Source organism: Nocardia grenadensis NBRC 108939 (assembly GCF_001613445.1).
Lineage (GTDB): Bacteria > Actinomycetota > Actinomycetes > Mycobacteriales > Mycobacteriaceae > Nocardia > Nocardia grenadensis.
Genome location: NZ_BDCJ01000003.1, coordinates 341,578 through 358,494, shown reverse-complemented (window position 1 = coordinate 358,494; position 16,917 = coordinate 341,578). Strand labels below are relative to the sequence as shown.

At 69.2% G+C, this 16,917-nt stretch carries 16 protein-coding genes and 2 pseudogenes; 10 read left to right on the top strand and 8 right to left on the bottom strand.

Annotated elements, in window-relative coordinates; translation table 11 throughout:
• The first annotated feature begins 74 nt into the window (after nucleotides 1–74).
• The 3 genes from NGR01S_RS03885 (at nucleotide 75) to NGR01S_RS03875 (ending at nucleotide 2,487) form a co-directional block, all read left to right on the top strand.
• Nucleotides 75–587 carry an SRPBCC family protein gene (locus tag NGR01S_RS03885; RefSeq protein ID WP_063034747.1) on the top strand — a complete coding sequence of 171 codons (513 nt, stop codon included), beginning with the start codon at nucleotides 75–77 and terminating at the stop codon, nucleotides 585–587.
• Nucleotides 587–1,756 (top strand): zinc-dependent alcohol dehydrogenase, encoded by a 1,170-nt coding sequence (locus NGR01S_RS03880; protein WP_063034746.1) that lies wholly within the window; start codon nucleotides 587–589, stop codon nucleotides 1,754–1,756. Before NGR01S_RS03885 ends, NGR01S_RS03880 begins: the two co-directional genes overlap by 1 nt.
• Before the next feature lie 209 nt (nucleotides 1,757–1,965).
• Nucleotides 1,966–2,487 carry a Rossmann-fold NAD(P)-binding domain-containing protein gene (locus tag NGR01S_RS03875; protein WP_063034745.1) on the top strand — a complete coding sequence of 174 codons (522 nt, stop codon included), beginning with the start codon at nucleotides 1,966–1,968 and terminating at the stop codon, nucleotides 2,485–2,487.
• On the opposite strand, the gene NGR01S_RS03870 is transcribed toward NGR01S_RS03875, so the two are convergent.
• The 3 genes and pseudogenes from NGR01S_RS03870 to NGR01S_RS03855 all read right to left on the bottom strand — a co-directional run bounded on the left by NGR01S_RS03870 (nucleotide 2,431) and on the right by NGR01S_RS03855 (nucleotide 4,721).
• Complete coding sequence (locus NGR01S_RS03870; RefSeq protein ID WP_063034973.1) at nucleotides 2,431–2,886, bottom strand: SRPBCC family protein; 456 nt, start codon at nucleotides 2,884–2,886, stop codon at nucleotides 2,431–2,433. The two genes, NGR01S_RS03875 and NGR01S_RS03870, sit on opposite strands and share 57 nt — an antisense overlap.
• A 249-nt stretch (nucleotides 2,887–3,135) precedes the next feature.
• Nucleotides 3,136–3,522, bottom strand: a pseudogene (locus tag NGR01S_RS03865) (SDR family oxidoreductase); the annotation flags it as partial.
• Nucleotides 3,523–4,445: 923 nt separating this feature from the next.
• Nucleotides 4,446–4,721 carry a helix-turn-helix transcriptional regulator gene (locus NGR01S_RS03855; protein ID WP_169811858.1) on the bottom strand — a complete coding sequence of 92 codons (276 nt, stop codon included), beginning with the start codon at nucleotides 4,719–4,721 and terminating at the stop codon, nucleotides 4,446–4,448.
• A gap of 265 nt (nucleotides 4,722–4,986) precedes the next feature.
• Between NGR01S_RS03855 and NGR01S_RS03850 the strand changes: the two genes are divergently transcribed.
• Complete coding sequence (locus NGR01S_RS03850) at nucleotides 4,987–5,790, top strand: peptidoglycan recognition protein family protein (protein WP_157107099.1); 804 nt, start codon at nucleotides 4,987–4,989, stop codon at nucleotides 5,788–5,790.
• A 39-nt stretch (nucleotides 5,791–5,829) separates the two neighbouring features.
• Entirely contained in the window at nucleotides 5,830–6,165 is a 336-nt protein-coding gene (locus NGR01S_RS03845; RefSeq protein ID WP_063034742.1) for a hypothetical protein, read from the top strand.
• A gap of 70 nt (nucleotides 6,166–6,235) precedes the next feature.
• Here the strand turns inward: NGR01S_RS03845 and NGR01S_RS03840 are convergent.
• Both NGR01S_RS03840 and NGR01S_RS03835 read right to left on the bottom strand, forming a co-directional pair.
• Nucleotides 6,236–7,063 (bottom strand): annotated as a pseudogene (locus NGR01S_RS03840) (KUP/HAK/KT family potassium transporter); the annotation flags it as partial.
• 254 nt (nucleotides 7,064–7,317) lie between these two features.
• Nucleotides 7,318–8,571, bottom strand: a complete 1,254-nt coding sequence (locus tag NGR01S_RS03835) for an MFS transporter (RefSeq protein WP_063034741.1) — start codon at nucleotides 8,569–8,571, stop codon at nucleotides 7,318–7,320.
• Between the two features lie 1,147 nt (nucleotides 8,572–9,718).
• On the opposite strand from NGR01S_RS03835, the gene NGR01S_RS03830 reads away from it, so the two are divergent.
• The 4 genes from NGR01S_RS03830 (at nucleotide 9,719) to mug (ending at nucleotide 12,565) form a co-directional block, all read left to right on the top strand.
• Nucleotides 9,719–10,831: a serine hydrolase domain-containing protein gene (locus NGR01S_RS03830; protein WP_063034740.1), complete on the top strand. Its 1,113-nt coding sequence runs from the start codon at nucleotides 9,719–9,721 to the stop codon at nucleotides 10,829–10,831.
• A 150-nt stretch (nucleotides 10,832–10,981) separates the two neighbouring features.
• Nucleotides 10,982–11,305, top strand: a complete 324-nt coding sequence (locus tag NGR01S_RS03825) for a hypothetical protein (protein WP_063034972.1) — start codon at nucleotides 10,982–10,984, stop codon at nucleotides 11,303–11,305.
• The gene (locus NGR01S_RS03820) at nucleotides 11,305–11,886 is read left to right on the top strand and encodes a carboxymuconolactone decarboxylase family protein (RefSeq protein ID WP_063034739.1); all 582 of its coding nucleotides are present in this window, start codon (nucleotides 11,305–11,307) and stop codon (nucleotides 11,884–11,886) included. The genes NGR01S_RS03825 and NGR01S_RS03820 overlap by 1 nt, the downstream gene beginning before the upstream one ends.
• Nucleotides 11,887–11,989: 103 nt before the next feature.
• Nucleotides 11,990–12,565 (top strand): G/U mismatch-specific DNA glycosylase, encoded by a 576-nt coding sequence (gene mug / locus NGR01S_RS03815; protein ID WP_063034971.1) that lies wholly within the window; start codon nucleotides 11,990–11,992, stop codon nucleotides 12,563–12,565.
• 18 nt (nucleotides 12,566–12,583) lie between these two features.
• Here the strand turns inward: mug and NGR01S_RS03810 are convergent, their stop codons facing one another.
• From NGR01S_RS03810 to NGR01S_RS03800, 3 genes are all read right to left on the bottom strand, one after another.
• On the bottom strand, nucleotides 12,584–12,856 hold the full coding sequence (locus NGR01S_RS03810; protein WP_245664420.1) for a ubiquitin-like small modifier protein 1: 273 nt from the start codon (nucleotides 12,854–12,856) through the stop codon (nucleotides 12,584–12,586).
• Nucleotides 12,857–12,860: 4 nt separating this feature from the next.
• A complete protein-coding gene (locus tag NGR01S_RS03805; protein WP_063034737.1) occupies nucleotides 12,861–13,958 on the bottom strand; it encodes a WD40/YVTN/BNR-like repeat-containing protein in 1,098 nt (365 codons plus the stop codon).
• Nucleotides 13,959–14,065: 107 nt separating this feature from the next.
• Complete coding sequence (locus NGR01S_RS03800) at nucleotides 14,066–15,064, bottom strand: LysR family transcriptional regulator (RefSeq protein ID WP_063034736.1); 999 nt, start codon at nucleotides 15,062–15,064, stop codon at nucleotides 14,066–14,068.
• Between the two features lie 219 nt (nucleotides 15,065–15,283).
• Here NGR01S_RS03800 and NGR01S_RS03795 point away from each other — a divergent pair, with 219 nt between their 5' ends.
• Nucleotides 15,284–16,531 (top strand): Glu/Leu/Phe/Val dehydrogenase dimerization domain-containing protein, encoded by a 1,248-nt coding sequence (locus tag NGR01S_RS03795; RefSeq protein WP_084480332.1) that lies wholly within the window; start codon nucleotides 15,284–15,286, stop codon nucleotides 16,529–16,531.
• Nucleotides 16,532–16,917: the final 386 nt, after the last annotated feature.

The following is a 16,917-nucleotide window of genomic DNA, read 5'->3' as shown; positions in this document are numbered from 1 at the left end:
TCCGCGGGTTTGCACCGGAGCGCCCGGGGTACCGCGTCGGCGCTGCCGGTCCGACTCCTCGGAAGGGAGAGCGCGTGGATTACCTACAGAAGGCGAAAGAGGAAGTGGTCACCCTCGTTGGCCGGGCCGTGGGTGCGGTGGCCGGCGGCACCGGCCGGCGGGCCCTGACGATCGGGCGGCCGCGGGCCGCGGTGGAAGAGTTCTGGCGTGATCCGGACAACCTGTCCCGCGTGTTCGGCGGTTTCGCCGACGTGCGGTCGACGGCTCCGGATCGCTACGAATGGACAGCGGCGCCGGACGGCGCGGACGCGATCCACTGGGAGAGCGTACTGCTGACGGGGCGGGACGGACTGCAGTTCGTCGACGCGGTGGATCCCGAACGCGCCCGGATCGAGCTGGAATTCACCGACGCGCCTCGGAACCGGGGCACCGAAGTGCGTATATCGGCGACGACGCCGCTGCCGCGGCAGCTCACCGGCGCGGCGATCTTCACGGTCCTCTACCGCGCGCGTGCGCTGATGCAAACGGGCGAAATACCCACTCTCGACCGTAATCCCAGCGGCCGGGCGGCCGGACAGGAGGCATGATGCGTGCGCTGTGCTGGAACGGGGTCAACGATCTCGCGGTCGAAACCGTGCCGGACCCGGGCCTGGTCAATCCCCACGATGTGATCGTGCGGGTGACGCTGACGACGACCTGCGGTTCGGATCTGCATTTCATCGACGGTTATCTACCCGGTATGCGCGCGGGCGACGTGTTCGGCCACGAGTTCATGGGTGAGGTGGTGGAGACCGGCGTGGAGGTCACCGCGACCAAGGTGGGGGACCGGGTGGTGGTGCCGTCGTTCATCGGATGCGGGGCATGCTGGTACTGCGACCACGACCTCTACTCGGTCTGTGACACCACCAACCCCAACGCCGCCCTGCAGCAGCCGGTCTTCGGCCAGCCGACCGGCGGTATCTACGGGTACACTCACCCGTTCGGCGGGTATCAGGGCTCGCACGCGAACTTCATCCGCGTCCCCTTCGGGGATGTCAACTGCTTCACCGTGCCGGAGGGCATCACCGACGAGCAGGCGCTGTTCTGCTCCGACGCGGTTCCCACGGGCCTCATGGGCGCCGACTTCTGCGATATCGCCCCCGGCGACACCGTCGCGGTGTGGGGCGGTGGCGGGGTCGGCCTGATGGCGGCCCACTCCGCCCGGCTGCTCGGCGCCGAGCGCGCCGTCGTGATCGACCGGATCCCGGAACGCCTGGCCCTCGCCCGGGACCGATACGACGCGGAGACGATCGACTACACCGCGGTGGACAGCGTCCAGGAAGCGCTACTCGATATGACCGGGGGCCGGGGTCCCGACGCGTGTATCGACGCGGTGGGCATGGAGGGGCACGGAACGGGTCTGCAACAGCTCTACGACCGGGCCAAACAACTGCTACGCCTGGAAACCGACCGGGCGACCTCGCTGCGGCAGGCGCTGCTGGCCTGCCGGAAGGGCGGAGTCGTCTCGGTGCTCGGCATCTACGGCCTGACCGATAAATTCCCGATGGGGGTGGTGACGAACAAGAGCCTCACCATCCGGACCGCGCAGCAGCACGGGCAGCGGTACATGCCGCGGATGTTCGACTACATCCAGCAGGGCGATCTCGACCCCGCCCATCTGATCACCCACGATATGCCGTTGGAGGACGCGGTGCTCGGCTACGAGCTGTTCAAGACCAAACGAGACGGTTGCATCCGGGCGGTTTTCCGGCCGTGAACCGCGTCGGCCGAGGGGTGCGAGTCCGATGAAGATCGTGATCACCGGTGCCAGCGGCAATGTGGGGACCGCGCTGGCGTGTGCCGTCGTGCAGGGTGACGCGGCCGCGGAAATGGGCGAATGGTTGTTCGGCCGGTGGCTGCCGCGCGCGGTGCTCGGTCGGCCCGGGGTGCCCGTCCCCGCTGTGGAACGGGCTGCGCCTGCAGCTGGTGCATGCCGCGGACGTGGCCGCGGCGATCGGCTCGATCATCGAGCAACGCGCCACCGGCGCGTTCAACCTCGCCGCCGATCCTGTGCTCACCGCGACCGACCTGGCCGCCGTATTCGGCGGATTCCGGATACCCGTGCCGCAGTGGGTACTGACCGCGGGAGCCGGCCTGAGCTGGCGGTTGGGCCTACAGCCACTGCATCCGGCCTGGCTCCGGCCGGCCGACCGCGCCTGCCTGGTGGACGCCGGCCGGGCCGCCCGTGAACTCGGCTGGACGCCGCGATACGACGCGGTCGCCGCCTGCGCCGAACTCGCCGCGGCCCTGCGCGCCGGACGCTCCGGCCCCAGTGCGCCGCTCGCGCCGGACCACCCCGCTTTCCGCCCAGGGAGACCCACCCACCAGAGCCAGCGTCCATCCCCGCGGGTCCCGGCGGTAGTCGCCGGACCCGGGCTTCGGGTCGGCGGGTCAACTCGGAGAACGGGGGGATCGCCCGACGGCGAGGGCGGCGAAACGCTGGAGTGATTCCCGGTTGCGCGGTACCAGCGCGAGATCCTGTACCGCCCCGGGGAGGAATTTCCCGGGGCCGTGGACGACGCGTTCGGCCATTGCCACTTCGGTACGGTCGGGGCCGAGCTCGGTGAGATCGAGCCGGATATAGGCCGCGCCCGCCGGCCACAGCCGGGCCTCGAGCTCGAGCCGGTGTGGTGCGTCGACCGCGCGGACCTTCGTGGTGTCGTGCCGGGCCAACGGCCAGCTACCCACGCTGTGGTGGATACGGGTGCCCACCTGTGGCCAGCCGCTGTCGACTTCGCGGATATGGGTGGCGCCCACCACCCACAGCCCGTACAGCCAGCCGTCGGCGAGAACAGCGAACGCGTCCTGCACGGGCACCGGTATCTGCACACTCGGTTCGGCCGCCATTGCTCCTCCGATCTTCCGGACCACCTCGGTCACCGGGGCGCGGCTTCCCGCCCGATGAATGCGGGCGCGATACCCGCGAGCGCCGGCACGAAACCCCCCGACCTCGCCGGCTGCCGGCGCCCCGGCCGGGTGCCGCGTGCGCCCGGCACGGGGTTCGCCACGCGGAGGGCGGGGCATCCGGCGGTGAGACCGGACCGGGGCCCGCGGCCCTGATCGCGCGGCGCGGCGGCCTGTGCCGGGCCGCGCGCCTCAGAGGATCGGATTTCCCCCGGTCACCGCGACCCGCGCGCCCGACATGTAGCTGCCCTCGTCGGAGGCGAGCAGGACATGGACCGGAGCCAGCTCGGCGGGTTGCCCGGCGCGCCCGAGCGGCGTGCTGTCGCCGAATGCGGTGACCTTCTCGTCGGGCATTGTGGAGGGGATCAAGGGGGTCCAGGTCGGCCCGGGTGCGACGCTGTTCACCCGAATCCCTTTCTCGCCCAAGAGTTGCGCGAGGCTGACGGAGAAATTGGCTATGCCCGCCTTGGTGGCCGTGTAGGGCGCCAGGGTGGGCGAGGGCGAGTCGGAGTTCACCGAAGAGCTGCCGACGATCGAGGCACCCGGGCGCATATGCGGGAGTGCGGCCTTCACCAGATAGCCTTTCACGGCATAGGCCACCACCGTGGTGGTGTGCTGATCGAGGTGCGGATTACCGGACCGAGCCGCTCGAAACCGAGCGTGCCGAATCGGTCCTCCGGGCTGGGTGCAGGCGCCGTGCCGCGCCGGCCGCGCCGTTCGTACCGTTTGCCGCGCGGAGCGAACCGCCGCGTGGACAGCGCGTCGGAAGGTTTGCCGGTCGCCGCGGGCACCTCGCCGACCGACGACCCCACCGCCGCCGCTGTCCTGGATCCGCTGCTCCGGTGTTCGTCGCTGGCGTGCAGCAGTTCTCGATCGCCCGGCCGATCGGGCCCCGGAGCCGGCGGCGACACCTGTGCCCGAAGGTGTCGTATCCCGCTGCTACCGTGCTGGTGTAGTGCGAAAAGCGTTGTGTCTCAGCTCCGCTGTCCATGTTCTCACGTCCCGGCGGTCAAACCCCTTGGTTCATCGATCCTTTCCGGGCCTAGGCGGAGCGGGCGAAAATAATTACACTCGGCGTCAGGCTCTGGCTACGAGCCTGGGTGCAGGGGTCGGGTAGCTGGAAGGTGTCGGTGTGGGTGTCGAGCTTGTTCCGGGAGTACGGGGTTCGCCCGACCGGGCCGGTTACGGAAGCGACCGGGTCCGGGTACCCGCCGGTGTGGCTCCGCGGTCCGTAGGGCGGCACTGCTGGACCCGATACGACGAATTCGCCCAGCCGTACCGTGCCGACCCCGGAGAGGAAATCGAGTGGGAACTGTCGGGCTCCGCGGGGGAAGCGGGAACACCTCGCGAGCGTGGATCGGGCAGAACTGGAAACGCTCATGGGCAACGAAGCTCCGGACCGCCCCCTGGCTATGGCGGACTATCTGAACGCTGATCCCACCACGACGACCGTTTCGTCGTTCGTCGTCGAGGCACGCCGGCGCGGGGTCGATCCGGCCCCATTACTGGATGCCGATTTCCTTCTCCGCGGCGAGGACTAGGTCGCTCGGCCGGATGCCGAACACCTTGCAGATCTTGTACATCTGCGCCATCGTCATCGCTCGTTCGCCGCGCTCGAGCCGGATGATGGTCTTCTTGTTGTAGCCGGCCTTCTCGGCGAGCGCTTCCTGACTCCAGCCGCGCCGCGCCCGCATCGCGCGGACCTCCGCGCCCAACGCCGCGTCCAGTCGTGCTTCCTCGGTGGTCGCTGCCTCCGACTCCGCGGGCGTCGCATCCATGTCGACCATTCTGGGATCGGGCAGGGTCTGAATCAAGTGCCCGATAGTCTCAGGTCCGCCGCAGAGTGCCGACGTACGTGGTGTACGAAATGGGCCCAATAGTGACATAAACGGGTTGAAAAGAGACCGAAATGGGCCTACGATACGGAGAGCGGTTGTCTATCACCGCAGTTCACGCCCCGCAGCGCCGGTCGCGTCCGCACCGGTGAACACGGCCGGCCTCCCGGGGTGCCGACGGCGATCGGCGCGAGGACAGGAGAGTCCCATGGCCTGGAGCGGAGACCCGGTATGGCTGGCCGATGTGCTGCGCGGCGCCGGTCTGCGGGTGATCGAACACGACGGCTGGCGCGACCGCGGCCACGGCGACTTTCTCGATATCCGTGGTGTGCTGTGCCATCACACAGGCGGAGGTGGCCCGAACGACTGGCGCATCGTTCAGGACGGTCGCCCCGATCTGCCGGGCCCGCTCGCCCAGCTGGTGCTCGAGAAGGACGGCACCTACCGGGTGATCGCGGTCGGGGTGAGCTGGCATGCCGGGCGCGGGAGCTGGCCGGGCTGGCCTACCGACAACGCGAACTTTCACACCATCGGTATCGAAGCCGTCTCGCGTGGCACACCGCCCTGGGATTGGACGCCGGCCCAGCTCGACGCCTACAAGCGCGGTTGCGCGGCGCTGCTCCGGCGTATCGGCCGCGGCTCGGGCGATTGCGTGGCGCACCGCGAGTACTCCAGTGAGGGAAAGATCGACCCGGCGGGTATGGATATGAACTCCTTCCGCCGGGACGTCCAGGCACTTCTCGACGGAAAGGGCGAGCAGATGGCGTTTCTGGAAGAAAAGATCACCAACTATCACGGTGAGCAGGTCACCGTCGGGACCCTGCTGCACTATCTGGACAAACATGTGGGGCTCACGCTGGATCAGCTCTCCGGCGCCGGGACCGCCCGCGGGGCGGACTTTCCGGGCTGGGATTTCCTGGGTGACCGGACCACCGCCGAGGCGCTGGGCGTCATCGGCGCGGCCCTGAAGATCCCCGGTTTCCGCGATCCCGCCGCCGACGAACGCGCCTGAGGAAGGACGCGACCACCCTGCCGCAGTTGGGAGGACAGCATGATCAGCGAAGTGGCATCTGTCCTCGGTGGCCTGCTCACCGGCGTCGGCGGGGTGTGCGCGGCCGGAATCCTGGGCAGGCGTAAGCGGCGGGCCGATGCCGTGCAGGTACTGACCCAGGCCGCCGCCCAGATGGTCGAGCCGCTGTCGCGGCAACTCGCCGCGATGACCGCCGAACTCGAGGCACACCGGCGGGTCGTCGCCGACGCGGAACGTCGCTGCCGTCTCGCTGCCCCCCAGCACGCCAGCTGGGACATCGTGGTCCGCTCCTCGCTGCTCGACCTGGGCGTCGACGTGCCACCACCGCCACCGCTCACCAGCGAGATACCCGAATGACGGCGGCAACGCGAACGCCACACCATCATCGCCGAGACGACACGCAGGGTCACGGGCACGCGGACTCCGCTCATACTTCGACCCGCGAGCCCATGATCACTGTCCGGTCGCGGGGCAGCCCGAAATAGTCGGCGGCGTCGGAGGTGAGGTGGGAGGCGGCGATGAACATGCGTTTGCGCCAGGGCGCCATGGTGGGCGCCGGACCCGGCTCGAGTTCGATCTTCGACAGGAAATAGGACGCCTCCGCCACCGAGATCGTGCCCTCGGTCTGCGTGGGATCGAGCCGGCGGAGCAGCTGCGGCACCTTCGGGGTTTCCATGTAACCGTGGTAAACGGTGACATGGACGATGCCGTCGTCGGTGTAGCTCAGCGGATCTATACGGAGACGGTCGGCATCGGGCACGCGCGGGGCGGGCACGGTGTCCAGGGAGAGGATCACGACGTGCTTGTGCAGTACCCGGTTGTGTTCGGCGGTGGCGCGCAGAGCCAGCGGTGTGGTGCTGCTGCCGCGGTTGAGATACACAGCCGTACCGGGGATCCGGATCAGGGGCGGTCGGCGGCTGCGCAATCGTTCGACGAATCGCGGTAGCGGCCCCTCGGCCTGCCGCCGCGCGGCGGTCACGATGACACGGCCCCGTGCCCAGGTGATCATCACGGTGAACGCGATGAGTCCGATCGACAGTGGCAGCCACGCCCCATGGACCAATTCGGTCAGGTTCGCCGCGACGAACAGCGCGTCGACGGTGAGCAGCGGGACCGCGCCGAGCAGCACCAGCCACAGCGGGGTGTGCCATTTGGTGCGGGCCACGTAGAAGAAGAGCAGGGTCGTGATGGTGATGGTCGCGGTGACCGCCATCCCGAAGGCGTAGGCCAGTGCCGCGGAACTCCGGAAGGCGAAGGGACCAGTCCGAGCCGGCTCCGGGTGATCGCTTTCCGGCCGGTACGTGTTTCGCTGACCATGGGCGCGCTCCTCGTCGGCCGGGTCCGCACTATCGTGACCTGCCCGACCCCGGCTCCGCGGGAGCGACCGCCGGTGCGCCCGTCGGCCGGCGCGGACCGGTGGGCTCGGCCGGCCGGTGCGGCGGGGGCCACCGGTGAGCGGCTCGCCCGAGCGCAGGTCCCGGTCGGCGGGGTCACCGGCCGGGACCGTGGTCAGTGCGCGACGAGTGTTCGGTCCGCTGCGGGTGCCGTGGTGATCCGGCCCAACGCCACGACCAGGATCAGGGCGGCGACTACCGGAACGCAGGCGATGAGCACGATCGTGCCGGTCGACGCGCCGAGGGCGATGAGAGCGCCCCCGATGATCGGCCCGAGGACCGAACCGAGCCGCCCCATGGACGACGCCCAGCCGACACCCGTGGCCGCGGTGCGGTCGGGGTACAGCGAGACCGCGAGCGCGGCCTGGCCGATCATGCCGGCCTGCAGGCCGAGGCCGACCCCGCCGAACACGATGAGCAGCAGTGCCTTGTCCGCGCCGAGGAAACCGGAGACGATCAGGAAGACGCCGGCCGCAACGGTGGTGCCCGCCAGCACCGAGGTCATCGGCAGGCGCAGCGCACCCAGCATGAGCACCCCGGCGCCGATGATGCTGCCGATTCCCAGTGCCGCCGACCCCAGCGGGGCCAGGCCCTTGTCGAACCCGTAGCTGGTGAGCAGGGTCGGCAGCCACGAGGAGAAGATGTAGTAGACCGAGAAGGTGAGGAAGGAGAACCCCCACAGCAGGGCGGTGCGGGTGCGGACCTCGGGGTCGAAGAGCCGGCCCACCGAGGCGCTGCGCTTGGCGGCGGTCGGTTCGATCGTGCCCATGACCTCCTCCTCGTCAGGTAGTCCCAGCCACAGCAGGGGGAACAGTACCGCGGAGGCGAGCGCACCGACGACGAATACCGACTGCCAGCCGTAGCTGCTCACGAGTGTGCTGCCGAGCAGGCCCGCGATCAGCGCGCCGAGGGAGATCCCCATGGTGACGAACACCGCGATGGACTGGCGGAAGCGGGCGGGATTGAGGGCGGTGGCGTGGGCGACGGCCGCGGGGAGTACGGCGCCGAGCCCGAGTCCGGTGATCAGCCGCAGGGCGGTCAGCTCCCAGATGGATGTCGCGGCGGCGGTGACCAGCGATCCCGCGGTGAACACCAGCACTGCGGCGAGAATGACCCGCCTGCTTCCGAAACGGGCGACCAGTTGGCCGACCGCGATATATCCCAGCGCGACGCCCAGGCTGGTGATCGAGAGCGCCGGCGTGAAATGCGACGCGGAGACACCCCATTCCTCGGACAGCGCGGGTATCGACAGGCCCAGGGCGATGGTGTCGTAGCCGTCGAGTACGACGGCGACGAAGGTCAGCGCGAGCACGACCCTATTGGGGCGGGTGACGGTGCTCGGGGTTACGGCTGTGGGGGGTCCGCTCATAGTGGTGGCGTCCTCGGCAGTGGTCGATAGGTGGGCCCGGAGTGCGGTTGTGGGGAAGGAGACTCTGCCTCGACCGTTACGGTCGGGCCGGGTTCGGATTGGGGACGAGGGCCATGGCGTGCTTTCGGTTCAGAGGATGTGAAGATGTGGGCGGGGCGCTCATCTTCGGAAGAGATAACTCGACGCCAAGGCCTGTGTAATCGCTTAGCGCTAAGACGTCAATGGGCGAAAGTGTCTTCGGTACGCTGCTTCATCGGCGGGATCCAGCGGAGACGCAGGTCACGGGCTCGGTATGCCGGTCACTGAGATCGGAGAGAAATTTCGGACGCAGGCCCGGTTTAGGAATCCGCGGGCGCGACGGTCAGATCCGCATACTTGACGGCGTTATGCCCCCGATCGGCAACTGGTCGGCCCGCACATCGATCGAGGAGTTATTGGCCGGCACCGCGCCCGCTGTCGTCGTGCAAGCCGTCCCGTCGCACCCGGACGGCGCCGCGGAAGCGCTCGCCGGGGCCGGGTGGTCGTCACCCTGCGAGAGTTCCCGCGGACGGTAGCGCCCTTCGGTTTCCTGGCCGGTCCCGAGAAGGCGGTCGAGTTCCGGTGCGGCGACGCCGGCGACATCACCGTATCCGGGGGGCCGGTCGGGCCCGCTCGGCGTGGGCGCTCGCGATGGTCAAGGACACGCTCGCGCTCGCGATCGACCCGGTGGCCGGGATCGGCTGAACTACGCGGAATCCGGAGGCCGCCGATCCGGCCGATCCATGGGCTGCTCGGACTGCGGTGAATCCGCCCCGGCCGCGACGTATCGGCCCGGCTAGGGCATCGCTGCGCCGTTGCGCACGTCCGGGCGCGACGGCGCGCGCCCGCCGCCTCCGGTCGACGATTATTGCGTCGGTGGCGAGTACGGGCGACCGGCTCTCCGGTCCATCCTGGTGGATCGGTGCCCGCGATCGGTTCCTGCGGGCCGCGCTATCGGGTTCGACGGCCCGCGTCGGTGGGAGTGGCCGCCTCGGGACAGGCCCGGCGGGGAACATTCTTCCGATACTCGGCCGGGCCGGTCGGCGGATAGTAGTGGCCGACCGGGTATCGCACGTGACGGCCCTCCCGGATCGACCCGCAGAAATATTCCTACGAGAGGACATCCGTCGTGACGAACCCCTTCGAACCCGCGCAGTTGCAGGCCGCCCTGGACGATATCCACCGCGCGGGGATGCCCGGCGTATTCGCCGAGGTGCGCGACGGTGAGCGAATGTGGCACGGCGCCGCCGGGGTCGCCGATATCGAGACCGGTCGTCCGGTCACGCCCGAGATGCGGCACCGGGTCGGCAGTATCACCAAAACCTTCACCGCCGCGGCGGTATTACAGCAGGTGGAGAGCGGGCAGCTCGACCTGGACAAATCGATAGGCCATTACCTGCCGACGCTGGTCCCTGGCGCCCGCGGGAAGGCCGTGACGGTCCGGATGTTGATCAACCACACCAGCGGCCTGGCCGAATACCTCCCGTACGCCTACCCCTCCCTCGCCGCCTTCCCGGCCGTGGCCGATACCCGCCCGGACAGTCTGGACGACAACCGGCACACCCGTTTCGACGCCCTCGAACTCATCGAGTTGGGGGTCTCCGCCCCCGCAGTCGGAGCACCCGGCGGCACCCCGGGTATCTACTCCAACACCAACTACCTGCTCCTGTGCCGGCTCCTGGAACTGGTGACCGGTACGACCGCGGAGAATTACATCACCGGCAACGTCATCGAGAAGGCCGGTCTGCGCGACACCGAACTCCCGGAGGGCACCCATGTCGACGGGCCGCATTCGCGGATCTACGAGGCGTGGTTCGGGATGCTCGAACCCCCGCGCGATTACAGTGATTTCGATATGTCATGGGTGGGGCCGGCGGCTTCGCTGATCTCGACCGTCGCCGACCTGAACCAGTTCTTCGCCCTGCTGCTCGCCGGTGCGATCGTGGACCGGTCGTCGCTGGCACAGATGCAGCAGACCGTTCCGGTCATCTCCTTCGAGGGCAAGACAATCGAGTACGGTCTGGGCCTGCACCGGATGGAGGTACCCGGGCACGGTACATTCTGGGGCCACGACGGCTCGGTCTGGGGCGCCGGAGCGGTCTCGATGACCCGCGCCGACGGTGCCCGGCAGTTCTCGGCCGCGATCAACATGCAGCGCTGGCACCGGCTCGACGAGCGGGGCAGGCCGCAGCCGCATCCCATCGACAGTGCGCTTGCGGCGTTCTACCGGCTCGTCATGTGAGGCATGGGAACCTCGGCGGCGACCCTCGCTCCACGCGCGATGCCACCGGGACCGCGCCGCTTTCTTCCGCCGCGGCGTGGACCGCTGTCGGACGGTGTTCCGACGTGGTTGTATGAAAGCGAGCCGAACCGGAAGGAGCCGGAGAGCGCCGTGACCGACGAGGACGAGAAGCGGGTAGCGCATCGCGCGCTGGTGGACAGCGTCCGCAACGGCCCCGGAAGCGCATCTCTCGAACAGCGGGCGAACGCCTTCGCCGGCGCCGGCCTCCCGCCGCCGTTGGACACCCTGATCGGCAAGGTCCTCACCCGAGCCGACCAGATCACCGATGCGGATTTCGACGCGGCGAAGGCGGCGGGTTTCAGCGAAGACCAGCTTTTCGAACTGGTGGTATGCGCCGCGATGGGCCGGTCGACCCGGCTCTACGAGGCCGGGCTGGCCGCTTTGGCCGCTGCCGACGCCGATACGGCCGGGTAATGCGTCTCGGTATCCTCGACCACGGGTACTGTTCGCGGACCAAGCTGCTGTTCGCATTCATCCGGATGTTTTCCGGGCATTCACCACCCGATGCCGCGAAACTGACCTTCTACCGGCCTGCCTTCTACGGTGCCGCGGCCAAGAGGTTCACCCAGGCGGCGATGCGCGGGCCCGCGACGTGGTCGGTCGCCGACCGGGAACTGATGGCGGCTTTCGTCTCACAGGTGAACGGGTCGGCGTTCTGTATCGGCGCCCATACCGCGACCGCCGCCCGGGCGTACCGCGACCCGGCGAAGGTGCGCGCGGTGCTCACCGACCTCGAAACAGCGCCGATCGGAGACGAACTCCGGGCCACGCTGCGCATGCTCGGCACGTTGACCAGTGAAGGGTCGATAGGGGCCGAGGGTATGCGTGCGGTGCTGGCCGCCGGTGTCTCGCGCGATCAGGTCGCGGATGCATTGGCGGTCTGCACCGCCTTCGATACCACCGATCGGCTCGCCGACGCCTTCGGTTTCGAGCTCCTCGACCCCGCGGGTTTCGAGGCGGGAGCGGCGTACCTGCTGAAACGTGGCTACCGGTAGCTGGTGCTTCGTGGCGCCGCGATCGTCGGCGTTCGTGTCCGGTGGCGAATCCACGCCCGACCGCCGGGCTCGGCGCGACCGCGCCCGCTGGCAGACTGGGCGAATGCCCCGTTCCGCGGTAAACCGTCCGACACCGGCCGATCTGGCGGCCGCGGCCGGGAAGACCATTCCCGATGTAGTGGCACCGGATCTGCGAGTGCTGTTCTGCGGAATCAATCCCGGACTGTGGTCCGGTGCGACCGGCCATCATTTCGCTCGGCCGGGAAACCGCTTCTGGCCCGCACTGTTCCGCTCGGGTTTCACACCGCGCCTGTTCCGTCCCGACGAACAGGACGAACTGCCCGCGCTGGGGCTGGGCATCACCAATGTCGTCTCCCGGACGAGCGCGAAGGCCGACGAGCTGACCAAGCAGGAACTGCGCGACGGTGGCGCCGCGCTCGTAGAGCGGGTGCGGCGGAATCGGCCGCGAATCCTCGCGGTGCTGGGCCTGGGGGCCTACCGCACCGCGTTCGGCCGGCCGCGGACCACCGTCGGGCGTCAGAACGAAATGATCGGCGCCACCGAGGTCTGGGTGCTGCCCAACCCGAGCGGCCTCAACGCCCACTACACCCTGGACACGCTGGCTGCCGAATTCCGAACGCTGCGGGTGGAATCGGAGCGTGCGGTCGCGGCCGAGTAGCGTTCCCGTCCGCGGCGCTCAACCACCGGCGACCGACGGAATGATCATGACCTCGGTGCCGGCGCCGAGCGGTGTGTCCAAGCCTCGCAGTGTCCGGCATTCGTCGCCGTCGACATAGAAGTTCACGTAGCGGCGTAGTTCGCCGCTCTCGTCACGGAGCCGGCGCTCCAGCGCGGGCGACCGCTCACGCAGCGTGTCCAGCACGGTGCGCAGCGTCGCGCCGTCGACGGTGAGCTCCTTGTCGCCGCCGACGTAGGTCCGCAGTGCGGACGGCAGCCGCACCTGTGCCACCGCGTTATCCAACCACTCGGGCGCGTACGCACAGGACATCGGGCAGTTTGTCGGCCACCAGCTGCCAGTGCTCGCCCTCGTCGGGACTGCAGTAGACCTCGCCGTTGCGGGTGCCGAAATAGATTCCGGCCGGATCGGCGTCGTCGGCGCACATGGCATCGCGCATGACCGCGGCCCAGAACGGCTCCCGCGGGAGCCCGGTGGTCTGCGCCGACCAGGTCTCGCCGCCGTCGGCGCTGCGGTACACGGCGCATTCGGCGTTCGGCGGGAAACGGAACCGCTCCATATCGGCGACCAGGGGGAAGGTGTAGATCACCCCCGGTCGCCGCGGGTGCGCGACGATCGGGAAGCCGAAGTTCGAGGCCGGTAGGCCGCCGTCGATCGGCTGCCAGCTCGTGCCGTCATCGGTGGTGCGGAAGACCCCGCCGTGGTTCTGCAGATACATCGTGCTCGGTGTGCCGGCGTCCATGGCGACCTTGTGCACGCACTGCCCCCACTCCGGCAGCTCTCCGGGCATGAAATCGGCCGTGACCCCCTTGTTGGTGGGCTTCCAGGACCTACCGCCGTCGGCTGTCTGGTAGACTCCGCCGGTCGACATGGCGACCGTGACGCGCTCCGCGTCCACCGGATGTGGAATGATCGTGTGTAATGCCAGCCCGCCGCCACCCGGCATCCACTCGGAGCGGTGCGGATGTTCCCACAGGCCGCGGATCAGTTCGAACGTCCGACCGGCGTCGGACGAGCGGAACAGCGCCGACGGTTCGGCGCCGGCGTACACCACCTCCGGTTCGGCAGCGGTCGCGGGCGCGATCTGCCATACGCCCCGCAATGCCGCCCCGGTATCCGGCGGGAACGCCAACGGCGCGTCGTCCGGCTCGCTCCACGTCCGGCCGAGATCGTCGCTGGTCACCATGGTCGGCCCGAAATGGCTGTCCAGTACTCCGGCGAGCACTCGCGGCGTCGTTCGCCGGGTATCGATCGCCAGCGCTTTCACATCCGCCACTGGGAAACGGGGCGGGCTCACCTCCCAACTCGATCGGCCGTCGGTACTGCGCGCCAGGAACAAACCCTTGCGCGTCCCGATTCCGAGCAGAACTTCCATGGCCGACCTCCAGGTGTCACCGCCACGCCGACGCGTGCGAGCGTACCCCGCCGCTGTGACAGGACTCACCGGAATGCGGCAGGGCGAGTCGCGCGGATCCCGGCCGTTCAGTTCTGTTCCGGGCGCCGGTCGGCCGTTCGCAACGTAGCCGCCGGGGGCGGGAAGGGGTCCGCATTCGCCGAGGTGGGCAAGACGGAATCGGCGGCCAAGCCCTTCTCCGCGGCGGTCGTGCGGACCGCGTCGACGACGAGTAGCAGTGCGGCACGCCGGGCGGTGTTGGTGCGATAGGCCAGCGATACGGTCCGGGTGAGCACATCGCCCAGGGCGACGATGTCCACCCCCGGCGGGCGCAGAGCCAGGCCCAGATCCGACACGAGCGTCACACCCAGCCCGGCCGCCACCATCGCCATGGCCGTCGCCTGCTCCTCGACCTCGTGATCGATCCGTGGTTGGAGCCCAACGGATTGGAACGCCAGCCGGGCCGCATGCCCGAAATGCGACCGGGCGGGCGCGAGGATCCACGGATGGTCGACGAGCTCGGCCAGGGTCACACTGGCCGACGGCACGGCCCCGGGCGGAACGGCGGCGTAGATTCGCTCGACCGCGATAACGGCGCGTTCCAGACCGCTGTCCCAGGTCATCGGGTAATTGGAGTATTCGAGCACGAACGACAGGTCCAATGCCCCGTCGCGCACGGCGGCGGCGGTGGCCTCCGGAACGAGTTCGCGCGTCCGGACCGAGATACCGGGGTGGGTGCGCGCGAGTTCGGTCAGCGCGTCGGGCAGCAGGCCGGAGGCCACCGACGCCCACACCCCGGCGGTGAGTTTCGCCGTCACCGTCTCGCCCGCGTCCTCGAGCGCCTGGGTCGCCCGTTCGACCGACGCGAGGATCTCCTCGGCGTGCTCGGCCAGCAGCACCCCGAGATCGGTGAGTTGTAGCCGGCGCCCTCGCCGCTCGAACAGCCGGGTGCCGACATCGCGCTCCAACTGTGCGAGCTGCTGGGATACCGCCGACGCGGTGTAGTGCAGTGCGGTCGCGGCCGCCGTCACCGTGCCGCGTCGATGCAATTCACGCAACATTCGCAGACGGGCCAGCGACAGGTCCATGGTTTCGAGCCTAAACGTTGTGCAGCAACGCTGAACACCGCCGTGAACGAACCGTAAATAGACGAACGCGCAGCGGCGAATGCAGGCTGGTGACACCGGAATCGAGCCATCGGCCGGGGACGACGTGGTCCGGACAGGGGATTACGCACCCGGCGCTTCTCCGTGGGTGATGGTGTATCCGGCACGAACACGAAGAGGAGGTGGTTCGTCGTGACGACGATGCAGGACCCGGCGGGGGGCGCCGCGCAGATTACCGCGCAGACAGTTCCGGCCGTCTCGGCGGCAGTGGCCCTCACCCCCGCGGTCCGTCGTTCCGAGCCGTATATGCGCTTGCACTGGACGGATTCGCAGACGGGCGCGGTCGGTTACCTCGTGGTGCACACCCTGCGTGGTGGCCTGGCTACCGGCGGCACCCGGATGCGGGCCGGTTGTACGGTGAGCGAGGTCGAGGATCTGGCCCGCGGTATGGCCAACAAGACCGCGACATTCGATCTGCCCATCGGCGGGGCCAAGGGCGGGATCGATTTCGACCCCAAGGATCCGCGTGCCGTCGAAGTACTGGAACGGTTCTGCGAGGCCATGCGCCCGTGGATCGATGCGCACTGGGTGACCGCCGAGGATCTGGGCGTCCCGCAGCATCTGATCGACGAGGTCTTCGAAAGGCTCGGCCTGGGCCAGAGTTACCATGCCGCGATCCGTCGGGCCCCCGATCCCGCCGCGACCCTGGAACGGGTCCGCCGCGGCCTGAACGCGGCAGTCGAGGGCGGGTTCATGCTGGGCGATGTGATCGGTGGCTACGGTGTAGCGCACGCCTGCCTCGCCGCCGCGGTCTGGTGGGGTCAGGTGCCCGCCGAGACCACGGTCGCGATCCAGGGCGTGGGCACCATGGGCGGGGCAGCGGCCTACTACCTGTACGAGGCCGGGATGAAGGTCACCACCGTGGCCGATGCCGCCGGAACGCTGCACTGCGCCGACGGGTTGGACATCCCCGCGCTGCTGGCCCTGCGCAACGCGTACGGCGAGATCGACCGCTCCCGGTTGCCAGCGGGCGTCGAACAGCAGCCGCGGACCACGATCCTGGCCGCCGATGTCGACATCCTGGTGCCGGCGGCGATCTCCTACGCGATCACACCGGACAATTCCTTCGATGTCCGGGCCCGGATCGTCATCGAGGCCGCGAACGCGGCCACCACGCCGGAGGCGGAGACGATGCTCGCCGCCCGCGGTGTCCCGGTGCTGCCGGACTTCGTCGCGAATGCCGGAGCCGTGGCCTGGGCGTGGTGGCTGCTGCTCGGTCAGGTCGACGATACGCCGGAGAATTCGTTCGACCGGCTCCGCACGATCATGCACAGCAAGGTCGCCCTGCTGCTGGCGGCGTGGGCGGAGCAGAACGTGACCCCGCGCGAGACCGGTCACCGCTGGGCCGACGACCCGCCGCCACTGACCGAACCGGTTGTCGTCCCCTGAACCCGGAGCACGAATTCGCCGGCCGCCGCATCGTCGGCGGCCGGCGCCTACCGGGCGCCTGATCTCCACCGCGCGCCGGGCCGGCCAAGGGAAGTCGTCCCACAGCTCCGGTGCGTTGCGATCCGCACGGTACTTCTCCACGAGGGGTTGCAGCACATTCCAGCACGTCCGCAGGGATCACCCCAGCAGCCGGCCACGACATCGAGCGGTATGAACCCGCTCCGGCGCATGATGCCCACGCAGTCGTAGCTGTGGCACGCGCTTTCGGCGCCGGCCCGCGGTGCTCCGGTGCCGGGTCGTAGATCGTCCAACTACCCTCCGGCACAGTTGCTCTCGATCCCAGGTGATGTCGCCCGCTGCCCGGCACGGTATCGGGAGCGCACACG

What these genes read in the sequence shown, in the direction of transcription:
- NGR01S_RS03880 (WP_063034746.1), top strand. Translation starts at nt 587, where the DNA reads ATGCGTGCGCTGTGCTGGAACGGGGTCAACGATCTCGCGGTCGAAACC.
- NGR01S_RS03870 (WP_063034973.1), bottom strand. Translation starts at nt 2,886, where the DNA reads ATGGCGGCCGAACCGAGTGTGCAGATACCGGTGCCCGTGCAGGACGCG.
- NGR01S_RS03855 (WP_169811858.1), bottom strand. Translation starts at nt 4,721, where the DNA reads ATGGATGCGACGCCCGCGGAGTCGGAGGCAGCGACCACCGAGGAAGCA.
- NGR01S_RS03850 (WP_157107099.1), top strand. Translation starts at nt 4,987, where the DNA reads ATGGCCTGGAGCGGAGACCCGGTATGGCTGGCCGATGTGCTGCGCGGC.
- NGR01S_RS03845 (WP_063034742.1), top strand. Translation starts at nt 5,830, where the DNA reads ATGATCAGCGAAGTGGCATCTGTCCTCGGTGGCCTGCTCACCGGCGTC.
- NGR01S_RS03835 (WP_063034741.1), bottom strand. Translation starts at nt 8,571, where the DNA reads ATGAGCGGACCCCCCACAGCCGTAACCCCGAGCACCGTCACCCGCCCC.
- NGR01S_RS03820 (WP_063034739.1), top strand. Translation starts at nt 11,305, where the DNA reads ATGCGTCTCGGTATCCTCGACCACGGGTACTGTTCGCGGACCAAGCTG.
- mug (WP_063034971.1), top strand. Translation starts at nt 11,990, where the DNA reads ATGCCCCGTTCCGCGGTAAACCGTCCGACACCGGCCGATCTGGCGGCC.
- NGR01S_RS03805 (WP_063034737.1), bottom strand. Translation starts at nt 13,958, where the DNA reads ATGGAAGTTCTGCTCGGAATCGGGACGCGCAAGGGTTTGTTCCTGGCG.
- NGR01S_RS03800 (WP_063034736.1), bottom strand. Translation starts at nt 15,064, where the DNA reads ATGGACCTGTCGCTGGCCCGTCTGCGAATGTTGCGTGAATTGCATCGA.
- NGR01S_RS03795 (WP_084480332.1), top strand. Translation starts at nt 15,284, where the DNA reads ATGCAGGACCCGGCGGGGGGCGCCGCGCAGATTACCGCGCAGACAGTT.